The sequence below is a fragment of the Synergistaceae bacterium genome, from assembly GCA_031272035.1.
GTDB lineage: Bacteria > Synergistota > Synergistia > Synergistales > Aminobacteriaceae > JAISSA01.
Window position 1 is genome coordinate 24,415 of the sequence record JAISUO010000029.1, and the last position, 10,116, is coordinate 34,530.

A 10,116-nucleotide genomic window follows, 5' to 3' on the forward strand; every position below is an offset into this window, starting at 1 on the left:
TTTAACAATTCATACTGCTGAATCCATGGCGGAATTTTACACAATGCGAGGATTCGAAGCGCTTAAATTCCCGCCTGCCATTATATAATTTGCATTATACCACTTTAAATGTTCTTTTAGAATGATCAATCTATTTAACGCATTGTAGTGCGTTTTTGTTACTCAATTAAAATTGTACATGGCTGGTAAAATCTTATTCCAGCTGATTTATTCTGCATTTATTTCCATTTATTTCCATTTTTTCATCTGCCGGCTTTCCGTCTGCGGCGTCGGGGTATTGGGGTTTATCGCTTTATCGTTCCTTCAGGGCCTTGTCGATGACGTCCATAACGATGTCATATTCCACGGGCTTGCTGATGTGTCCGTTCATTCCCGCCTCCACCACCATCTGCATGTCCTCCCGGAAGGCGTTGGCCGTCATGGCGTAGATCAGGACGGAGGCGGCGTCCGCGCGGGGCAGTTTTCGGATTTCGCGGGTGGCCTCGCAGCCATCCATAACGGGCATTTGCACGTCCATCAGGATCAGGTCGAAATGGCCTTCTTCCGACGCCGCAAACCGGTCCACCGCCTCCCGCCCGTTGGACACGCACTCCATCTCCGCTCCGGTGTCCGTCAGGAAGGTCACGATGATCTCTCTGTTGATGTCCACGTCGTCCGCGATCAGAATATTCCGGCTTGTAAAATCCCTGATTGCCGGACTGTCATCCGCCGCCTCCGCTTTCTTCTCGTGGCAGAGGTCGAACCAAACCTGAAAGGAGAATCGGGATCCCTCGTTTTCCCGGCTTTCCACGTGAATGCCGCTTCCCATGAGCTCCACGATGTTTTTGCTGATGGTCAGACCCAGTCCCGTCCCGCCGTACTTTCTGGAGGTGCTGTTGTCCGCCTGTTCGAAAGGGGTGAAAATTCGCGACAAAACCTCTTCCGACATGCCGATTCCCGTGTCCGTCACGGCAAACCTGAGAAGCGCCTTGTCTCTGTCCTGAGTGGCCACTCGAGCCTCCAGCGTCACCCTGCCTCCCTCCGGCGTAAATTTGATCGCGTTGGAAATGAAGTTGATCAAAACCTGAGACAGACGCAGAGAATCCCCCGTCAGGGTCAGATCGTGAATATCCGGCGCGTCAAGGATCAGAGCCACTCCCTTGCCCTCCGCGTTGGGCAGCAGACTGTCGAAAACGTTCTTCAGAACTTCCTCCGGGGAGAAGGGCGTATTTTCCAGAACCAGCTTGCCCTCTCCGATTTTCGACATGTCGAGGACGTCGTTCACGAGACCCAGCAGGTGTCGCGAGGCCAGGCTGATCTGCCCGATGCATTTTTTCATTTCCTCCGGTTCGTCGCTGCGGCCCGCGATCTGCGTCATGCCGATGATGGCGTTCATGGGGGTTCGAATTTCGTGGCTCAGGTTGGAGAGGAACCTGGATTTCGCCTCCCCCGCCGCCTTCGCCTGGTCCAGAGCCACCCGATTGTTGTAAATTCCGTTCATATTCTGACAATAGACCATGAAAAGCAAAGAGATGGCCTCCGGCGAGAAATCGTAAATTTCGGCGCCCTCTTTGGAGATTCCTCCCAGAATGACCCCTTCCATGTTGCGCTGGTTTCCAAAAATCGGCAGGTAGATGAGGTGGGCCAGGTTCAGCTTCTCGAAGGGAGAATACCTGCCGGGAGGGGATTCCACGACGGACTGCTGCCGCCTGAAATCCAGAAGCTCCGGCCGGGCCAGCCAATCCTTTGAAACCGGAAACTCGGAATCTTCACACTCGAAGTTGCATCGTCCAAACAGGGTCAGCCGGTCCCCTCCGATGTCCAGACGCATCGTGGCTCCCATCTCCAGCTGAAAAATGTCCACCACGCCCTCCGCCTGAATGTCCATGAGTTCCTCCAGCGATGAGGCGAAAAAGGCCCGTTGGGTGAAACGATGAATCTGGCTGAAAATCTCTATCTGGAGATCCAGCCTGTGTCGTATAATACGCATATTTTGTTTTTCAACTTCATTGCGTACAGTCTGACGATTCAGCTCTTTTACGAGTTTTTTGAGTTCCAGTAATTCCTGATCGGGAACACCAGTCATCGTTTCACCTTCCGCGCTTTACCTGTAAAGAATGAGCAGAGCCGTGGTATAGGTGTGGAAAAAGTTTCTGTCCCCCAGGGGACAAAATTCTCCGAAACCGTATATACCCAGCCAGGGGGGGATTTCGCCGTCGTTCAGAAACGCGTGCTGCACCGTCTCGATGATTTCGTCCTTCATCACCCGATTGAAAAGGGTTCTGCCCCGCAGCATGCAGTCCGCCTGAAAGACCGCCACCGGGTGGATTTCGTCTCCGGAAGAGTTTTTGGCCATGTCCTCCCGGAGAAGCGCCAGGGTTTTTTGCAGCTCCGAAAAAATCAAATCCTCGTCCCGGGCCGTCATATACCAGGACTCTCCCTCTTTTGCGGAAACGGCCAGACGAATGGCTCCCTTTTCATCCACCGGCATTCCCGCCCGCAGAATGCAGCTGTTTCCGGAGGCTTTCGCCAGTTCCGGGGGCAGCTTCGCGGCCAGACCGCCCATGATTGAAACGGTTTTCATGTTTCTGGCGGCGATATTTCCCAGGTATCGGGTGTAGGCGGACCAGGCGGGAAGTCCGTCGAACTCGAGGATTTTGTTGTCACGGACCTTCGTGGCCACCATCGGATCACCGTAGGCGGTGAATCCATGAGTGGCCCGGGCAGCCGCCTTCAGAGACGGGTCCGCGAAGCCCGCCGCCCAGATTCCGCAGGGGCTGGCCCTGTCGCCGATGTACTGGGACGTGGCCAGAGCCTTGTCGTTGTCAGAGGAAGCGCCTCCGAAAATCAGGGTGTTCCCGAACACCTCGTCGAAGGCCTTCAGAAGTTCGTCGTTGCAGGAGTCGAGGCCGGGAGTCAGCAGATAGATCACCTTCGGCGCGGGGAGTTTCTCCTTCAGCTTTTCCGCCAGGTCCAGGCCCTTTTCGAAGGCCCCCTCGGCGTGAAAATCGTCTGCCGCCGCCCAGGCCATCTCTTCTGTCGGCCCGTCCACCACCATGACCCCCATGTGAGTCACGGATTCCCCGACTCCCTCCCGTCCGATGACGCCGCCGCAGGAACTTCCCAGTACAGAGGCCGCCGGCACGCGGGAGTGAATGGCATCGGCGATTTTGTTCAGCCTGTGCCCGATCCCGGCGTTGACGATCCACAGGGCCGTCTCATCCGGCGCGCAGTTTCCGTAAAGTATTTCGAAGCACTCTTCCACGGCTCGAGAACTTTCGGCAATGCGAACACTTGCAGAACGAAAATTCAACATTCTTTCTTCCTCCGACTTCCCCCGAAATACAAAGAATCAAGCGCCTGACAATAGAATAACTAAACTGCGAAAAATCCGCAAGGTTAGATAGATTAAATATTTTACATCGGGCAGGCAAAGGTTGGAAGCCGAAAATTCTGTTTTGGGAGAAAACGCGGTAAAGCGATTCACGGGCGCAAAGTCCTGCGTAAAGTCCTGCAGAACGACAAAAAAGCCGCAGAAACGGGATCAGTTTCTGCGGCTTCGACCGTTTGCTGCTGTCTGTCGCCAGCGGATTTCTCAGGCGAAATAACGCTTGAGCAGCCCCTGGAAGGCGCAGCCGTGGCGCGCCTCGTCCTTGCACATCTCGTGGACGGTGTCGTGGATGGCGTCGTAACCCAGCTCCTTGGCTTTGGTGGCCAGCTTTTTCTTCCCGGCGGTGGCGCCGTTCTCGGCCTCCACGCGAAGGGTGAGGTTCTTCTTCGTGTCGCTGTAGACGACCTCCCCCAGGAGCTCCGCAAACTTCGCGGCGTGTTCGGCCTCTTCAAAGGCTATGCGCTTGTAGGCCTCCGCCACCTCCGGATAGCCCTCCCTGTCGGCCTGCCGGCTCATGGCCAGGTACATGCCCACCTCCGTGCACTCGCCGGTGAAGTTGGCCCGCAGCCCCTCGATGACCTCGGGATCCACGTCCTTCGCCACGCCGATACGGTGCTCGTCCGCCCAGGTCAGTCCCTCCGTCTTCTGCTCCTCGAACTTCGAAGCCGGCGCCTTGCACTGCGGACAGCTCGCAGGCGGCTCGTTCCCCTCATAGACATAACCACACACGCTGCATACAAATTTCTTCATTGCCATTACCCCCTCGCGTAATATAAAAACCCTTTGCACCCCGTTGCAGAGGTTTTTGTCCGAATAAATTTCGAATATTTTTTATTGTTCTTTATTATTATAACCTTTTTTGTTCCCCTTTCATCCTTAAAACTACCGGAGACGGATTTCGCGGTATACTTGTGCCTGAAGATTCAGATTGAGGATTCAGATTGAAGATCAGGGAGAGTGAGTGTATGGCCAGTATGCACGTGTCGTTTTATTCGGACGTTTTGAAAATCGACTGCGGTATCGAGGTGGTCTATCCCCAGAACTGCACCCGCACGCCCCCGTCCCTCCGGAACGTCATTGAGCCGCCCTATCAGGTTCTGTATCTGCTCCACGGAATCACCCGGGACCAGACCGCCTGGGTCCGCCTTTCCTCCATCGAGCAGGACGTTATGGACATGGGGCTGGTGGTGATCATGCCCACCACTCAGCGGGGCCAGTACATCAATCAGGCCAACGGCTATCGCTACAGCGATTACCTCACGGAGGAGCTGCCGCAGATCCTGTCGAAGATGTTTCACATTTCCACAAAGCGGGAAGATACCTTCATCGCTGGGTTTTCCATGGGAGGGTACGGGGCCTTCAAGGCCGCTCTCACGTATCCGGAGCGCTACGCCTGCGCCGCAAGCCTGTCGGGCGCTCTGGACATCGGGATCATGTACGATCTCTCGGCGGGAGTCGTCACCAAAGAAGAAGTTCTGATCAACTTCAACAACAAAGACCCCCGGGGCGGCGAATACGACCTTTTCGAGCTGGCGAAAAACGGGGCGAAAAGCGGGAAAACCATGCCGAAGCTCTACGTCTCCTGCGGCACGGAGGATCGTCTCCACTCCACCAACGTGGAGTTTTTCCAGGCCGCGAAGGACATCCTGGACGTGACCTTCTACGACGAGCCGGGGGACCACGTCTGGAACTACTGGGACCGGAACATCAAAAAGGTGCTGGAGTGGCTGCCCATCCGTCAGAGAGACCCCAACTACATACAGCGGCCCAATCTCTGATTACGGGGTGAAAGTATTTTCCGGCATGCCGACAAAAGGAGCGAGAACGATGATCGATTACATGAAAACAATGCGCTGGACTCTCTGTACCACAGGAGCAATTTTAATCGTACTGGGAATCCTGTCGTTTTTTCACTCCCTGGAGACGCTTTTTTCTCTGGCGTTTTTCGTCGGCGCCGGCTTTCTCATCACCGGAGTGAATCACCTCATCCCCTGGTTCAGCATGAAGGGCAGCCCCCTCCGCCCCCTATGGCTTCTCCCTCAGAGCGTACTGGACATTTTACTGGGCCTGCTCATGCTGATTCGACCGGGATTGACCGCCTTCATGATCCCCGTCGCTCTGGGCTGCTGGATTCTGCTGATGGCCTTCCTGCGTTTTTTCAGCGCCTTTCAGGTCCGAAGGGCCGGACTGAGCAGGTGGTGGATGATGCTTCTCAGCGCGGTCGCTCTGGTGTTCTGCGGGATGATGATGATTGCGTCTCCCCTGGCGGGGGTCGCCGTCGTCACATGGCTCGTGGGATCCTCTTTCATCGGCGCGGGACTGCTGGCCATTGCCGAAGGCAGACTGCTCTACAGCTGAAAATCCCCTGTACGGGCGTGGAAGTTGGGTGAAAGTCGGATCGACGTGTTTTTACGTAGACTGGAGGAGTGCTTTATGCTATGTTAGCCGTAACGTCGCAGGGCACAATTCATAAGGGGGGACTGAGGATATGTCCAAAGAAACAGATAAAATTGTAAAACTCCTGGGGAAGGATGCGAAGGACCTTCTGGAGTACAAATGCCGGGTGAGCGCGGAGATGCTCTCTCTGCCGGGTCCTGACTTTGTCGACCGGGTGTGGGCGGCCTCCGATCGCCCTGTTCCCGTTCTGCGGTCACTGCAAAACCTGTTCAATCACGGGCGGCTGAAGGGAACCGGTTATATTTCCATTTTGCCCGTGGACCAGGGCATAGAGCACTCCGCCGGGGCGTCTTTTGGCCCCAGCCCCATTTATTTCGATCCTGAAAATATCGTTAAGCTCGCCCTCGAAGCCGGATGCAACGGCGTCGCCAGCACGCTGGGAGTCCTCGGAATGGTGGCTCGCAAATATGCGCATAAAATCCCATTTATTCTGAAAATAAACCATAATGAGCTGCTTTCTTATCCCGAAAAGCACGATCAGGTTCTTTTTGCCTCGGTGGAGCAGGCCTGGAACATGGGGGCCGTGGCCGTAGGCGCCACCATCTACTTTGGAAGCGACGAGTCCACTCGTCAGATTCAGGAAATTTCCCAGGCGTTTCACCGCGCTCACGAGCTGGGCATGGCGACAATTCTCTGGTGCTACCTGCGCAACTCCGCCTTCAAAACGAAGGAAAAGGACTATCACGTGTCCGCGGATTTGACGGGACAGGCCAACCACCTGGGGGTCACCATCGAAGCGGACATCATCAAGCAGAAACTGCCGGAAAACAACGGGGGATACAAAGCCCTGAACTTCGGAAAGACCTCGGCGGAGGTCTACTCGAAACTGAGTTCCGACAATCCCATCGATCTGACACGCTATCAGGTTCTGAACTGCTACGCCGGTCGGGCGGGCCTGATCAACTCAGGCGGCGCGTCGGGCGGCGAAACCGACCTGGCGGAGGCCGTCCGAACCGCCGTGATCAACAAACGCGCCGGGGGAATGGGACTGATTCTCGGACGCAAGGCGTTTCAGCGTCCCATGAAAGAGGGTGTTCAGATCATCAATGCCGTTCAGGACGTCTATCTCGACGGAGAAATCACCATCGCGTAATCCCGGCGCAGGTTATAGCGGATTGCGTAATCGTGTACTGAAAAGAGACGTTTAATACCGGTAAGTGACGAACACAAATGTATACAGAAAAGAGCCAACGACTCTAAAAGTCAATAAATGCAAAAGCCTTCCCGGTACATGAGGGAGGGCTTTTAATATTGGCGAGATGAATATCTGAACTTTTTTCCCCTGCAGATTTGAGAGATGAAATATTATATGCAAAACCAGGTAATCGATGTAAAATGACACGAAATTCTTTTATGTCTAAAACGGCATGCAAAAAAGGGGAGGAGATACTCTATGAGGAAGATCGCTGGACTTTTGGCGGTCGCGGTTTTGTTGTGTCTGTCGGGGGCAGCCCTGGGCGCTGAGGCGCCGATCAAAATCGGATACCTCGCGGCTCTGACTGGCGACGGTTCCGTCTGGGGGCAGGCGGAAGAGGGCGGAGCGCGGCTCTGGGTGAAGCAGATCAACGAGAAGGGCGGCCTTCTGGGCAGACCGGTGGAGCTTGTGTGCTACGACACGCGAGGCAAGGCGGAAGACGCGGTCAATGCCGTCCGTCGCATGATCTACGAGGATAAGGTCGTCGCCGTCGGCGGAAGCAACTATAGCAGTATTCAGCTCGCCATCGCCTCCGTGGCGGACGGGGGGAAAGTTCCGGTCGTGGCCAGCGCGGCCACCAATCCGGCGGTGACGGTAGATCCGGACACGAAGAAGGTTCGTCCCTACATGTTCCGTATCGCCTACACGGATCCCTATCAGGGCAAGGTCATCGCGGACTACCTCATCGAGAAGTGCGGAGCCAAAAAAATCGCGATCTTCAGCGACGTGGGCAGCGCCTACTCCGAGGGGCTGACGGACTTTCTCCGGCGGCGCGCGGAAGAACTGAAGGTGGACTACAAAATTCTCTCCTTCCGTGAAGGTGACGTGGACTTCCGCGCTCAGATCACCGAGGCGAAGAGCTGGGGCGCTGACGCCATCGCTCTGACCATGCTCTACAAGGAAATGGGACTCGTGATCAAGCAGGCGGTGGAGACGGGCTGGAAACCGCAGTTTATGGGCGGCGACGGCGTGAGCCCGAACATCTTCGAAATCGCGGGCAACGATGCCATGGAGGGAAGTTTCTGGATCCAGGCCATGAGCTTCACCGATCCCAAGGTTGTGGAACTGAACGCGGTTTACGAAAAGGAGTTTGGAAAGAAAGCCACGGAACCCACAAATCTGGTTTCCGCCTACGACATCATGACGTTCATCGGAAACGCCATCGCCGTCGCGGGCAAGGCTGAAGGCCCCGCCATCGCGAAGGCCATGGAGACCACGAAGGATTTGCAGGTGATCCATTTCAAATGGACGGTGGACCCGGAGACCCACAATCCGCTGAACAAGCCCGCCGCCATCCTGACGGGAAAGAAGGGCGACCTCGCCTTTGTGGAGTACTGGGCGCCCCAGGATAAATCGAACCAGTAAGCGCACAGAAGATTTATGGCGGATTGCGCAATCGTGTACTGAAAAAGACGCTTAACACTGGTAAGTGACGCACAAAAATTTATACAGAAAAGGGCCAACGGCTCTAAACGTCGACGGGGCCTCGAATTTTTCTGAGACCCCGTTTTTCCTTCGTATTTTCTTTTTCACGAATTTGCCCGGCAGGGGGGAGCGCCCCGTCCGCAGGTGAACGTCGTCCAATTTCGCCGATCAGCGCCGATAAATGCCGATGTCCCGAACGACTGTTTTTCCGGCGCAGGTTTTGCCGGGTTCGACGGTCAGACCGATTTTATTGAAGGCGAAGGTCACGGTGACATCCGCCCGGACGGCCTCGCCGAGAATAGCTCCGGTGTCGGCGGAGACGCCGGAGGGGATGTCCAGGGATAAAATTTTTGTCAATCCCTCGGAGCGGGAGCGGTTGATTTGCTGCACCGCGTCCAGATAAATTCCCGTCAGAGGCCGATCCCCGCCGATGCCGAAAAGGGCGTCGACGATGGTGGTGTATGCCGCCCCCTGCGTGAAAAGCGTCAGGTCGTTGTCCGCGATTTCTACCCCGTAATTTTCTGCGATGGTCCGCTGCCGGGCCGTGTCTTCGGTCATTTTTTCGATGGAGCCGACAAACAGCGCCCGCACAGGTACGCTCCGAAGCCGGAGCAGTCGGGCCGCCGCGAACCCGTCGCCGCCGTTGTTGCCAGCGCCGCACACGCAGAGAACACGGCGCAGGTCGAACTCCTGTTCGAAAAGCGCCTCCACAGCCGCCAGAGCCGCCCGTTCCATCAGCACCAGAGAGGACATCCCCATCACCTCGATGGCGTGTCGGTCAAGGGCCTTCATTTCCCCGCCTGTCACGGGTTCCGCGTCGATCGGCTGTCCTCCGAAAGATCCTTTTTGCAACTCCGGAAATTCCATGCCCGTCTCCTCCTGTTTTTACGACGCGCGTTCACCAGGCGCGGGGTTGGAAGTCCTTCGGGACGTCGATTTTCATGGTGTCTCCCGACTGTTTGATAACGAAGAACCCCTTTTTCAGGGCGTATTCCTTCACGTTGTTGGGGATGATCGCCCCGGCAACGGCCCCGTAAAATTTCCTCGCGTCCTGTCGCGCATCCGCGTAGAGGCGCAAGGTGGCCATGCGCTCTTCATGCCCGTCGACGTCGTCATTCTTCGGCTGAGACTTGACCTCCACCGCCACGGCGGAGTTTCCGTTTTCCAGCAGAATATCCACTTCCGCGGCGAGTTTTTTCACCCTGTCCTCGATAAAGACGTTGGAGCTGCATTTGGTGAATGTAAAACCCAGGGAGTTGAATTTTTCGACGAGGTTGGGCACAACCATGTGCTCCACCACACTGCCGAACTTCCTGCCCAGTTTTCCGAGCTGTTTGTTCGTATCTCGTATAACCTGTTCAGTCTTTCGCCTTTCTTTCTCAAATTTCTCGTCCGCTTCCCGTATTCTGCGATCTGTTTCCTGCATCTTGCGGTCCGTTTCCTGAAACATCGCCCAAACTTTTTCGAACGTCAGTCCCATTTGGGGCTCGTGAGTTGTCGTTTCGCTCATGGCGCGCTCTCCTCCTTTATGAAGGTCTCAACGGGCCTCAGCGTTCACCAGGCGCGGGGCTTGAAGTCCTTCGGGACGTCGATTTTCATGGTGTCTCCCGACTGTTTGATGACGAAGAACCCCTTTTTCAGGGCGTATTCCTTCACGTTGTTGGGGATG

9 protein-coding genes are annotated in these 10,116 nt (G+C 55.7%); 4 read left to right on the forward strand and 5 right to left on the reverse strand.

From position 1 onward, the window contains the following. Positions 1-292: 292 nt before the first annotated feature. The 3 genes from LBR61_03330 to LBR61_03340 form a co-directional block, all read right to left on the reverse strand. Positions 293-2,065 carry a response regulator gene (locus tag LBR61_03330; protein MDR1731105.1) on the reverse strand — a complete coding sequence of 591 codons (1,773 nt, stop codon included), beginning with the start codon at positions 2,063-2,065 and terminating at the stop codon, positions 293-295. A gap of 18 nt (positions 2,066-2,083) precedes the next feature. Further along, a complete protein-coding gene (locus LBR61_03335) occupies positions 2,084-3,295 on the reverse strand; it encodes an FIST C-terminal domain-containing protein (protein ID MDR1731106.1) in 1,212 nt (403 codons plus the stop codon). Between the two features lie 279 nt (positions 3,296-3,574). Further along, a complete protein-coding gene (locus LBR61_03340) occupies positions 3,575-4,120 on the reverse strand; it encodes an NADH peroxidase (protein ID MDR1731107.1) in 546 nt (181 codons plus the stop codon). 215 nt (positions 4,121-4,335) lie between these two features. Here LBR61_03340 and LBR61_03345 point away from each other — a divergent pair, with 215 nt between their 5' ends. From LBR61_03345 to LBR61_03360, 4 genes are all read left to right on the forward strand, one after another. Further along, on the forward strand, positions 4,336-5,148 hold the full coding sequence (locus LBR61_03345) for an esterase family protein (GenBank protein MDR1731108.1): 813 nt from the start codon (positions 4,336-4,338) through the stop codon (positions 5,146-5,148). Positions 5,149-5,197: 49 nt separating this feature from the next. Beyond that, complete coding sequence (locus LBR61_03350) at positions 5,198-5,728, forward strand: DUF308 domain-containing protein (GenBank protein ID MDR1731109.1); 531 nt, start codon at positions 5,198-5,200, stop codon at positions 5,726-5,728. Positions 5,729-5,858: 130 nt separating this feature from the next. Then, the gene (locus tag LBR61_03355) at positions 5,859-6,920 is read left to right on the forward strand and encodes a class I fructose-bisphosphate aldolase (protein MDR1731110.1); all 1,062 of its coding nucleotides are present in this window, start codon (positions 5,859-5,861) and stop codon (positions 6,918-6,920) included. 300 nt (positions 6,921-7,220) lie between these two features. Beyond that, the gene (locus LBR61_03360) at positions 7,221-8,387 is read left to right on the forward strand and encodes an ABC transporter substrate-binding protein (GenBank protein MDR1731111.1); all 1,167 of its coding nucleotides are present in this window, start codon (positions 7,221-7,223) and stop codon (positions 8,385-8,387) included. Positions 8,388-8,615: 228 nt separating this feature from the next. On the opposite strand, the gene LBR61_03365 is transcribed toward LBR61_03360, so the two are convergent. Beyond that, positions 8,616-9,314, reverse strand: coding sequence for an NAD(P)H-hydrate epimerase (locus LBR61_03365; GenBank protein ID MDR1731112.1), 699 nt, complete (start codon positions 9,312-9,314; stop codon positions 8,616-8,618). Positions 9,315-9,345: 31 nt separating this feature from the next. Beyond that, on the reverse strand, positions 9,346-9,957 hold the full coding sequence (locus LBR61_03370) for a hypothetical protein (protein MDR1731113.1): 612 nt from the start codon (positions 9,955-9,957) through the stop codon (positions 9,346-9,348). Positions 9,958-10,116: the final 159 nt, after the last annotated feature.

Excerpts from the sequence above, each read along its gene's own strand:
- LBR61_03330 (MDR1731105.1), bottom strand. The coding sequence starts at position 2,065 with ATGACTGGTGTTCCCGATCAGGAATTACTGGAACTCAAAAAACTCGTA.
- LBR61_03335 (MDR1731106.1), bottom strand. The coding sequence starts at position 3,295 with ATGTTGAATTTTCGTTCTGCAAGTGTTCGCATTGCCGAAAGTTCTCGA.
- LBR61_03340 (MDR1731107.1), bottom strand. The coding sequence starts at position 4,120 with ATGAAGAAATTTGTATGCAGCGTGTGTGGTTATGTCTATGAGGGGAAC.
- LBR61_03345 (MDR1731108.1), top strand. The coding sequence starts at position 4,336 with ATGGCCAGTATGCACGTGTCGTTTTATTCGGACGTTTTGAAAATCGAC.
- LBR61_03350 (MDR1731109.1), top strand. The coding sequence starts at position 5,198 with ATGATCGATTACATGAAAACAATGCGCTGGACTCTCTGTACCACAGGA.
- LBR61_03355 (MDR1731110.1), top strand. The coding sequence starts at position 5,859 with ATGTCCAAAGAAACAGATAAAATTGTAAAACTCCTGGGGAAGGATGCG.
- LBR61_03360 (MDR1731111.1), top strand. The coding sequence starts at position 7,221 with ATGAGGAAGATCGCTGGACTTTTGGCGGTCGCGGTTTTGTTGTGTCTG.
- LBR61_03365 (MDR1731112.1), bottom strand. The coding sequence starts at position 9,314 with ATGGAATTTCCGGAGTTGCAAAAAGGATCTTTCGGAGGACAGCCGATC.
- LBR61_03370 (MDR1731113.1), bottom strand. The coding sequence starts at position 9,957 with ATGAGCGAAACGACAACTCACGAGCCCCAAATGGGACTGACGTTCGAA.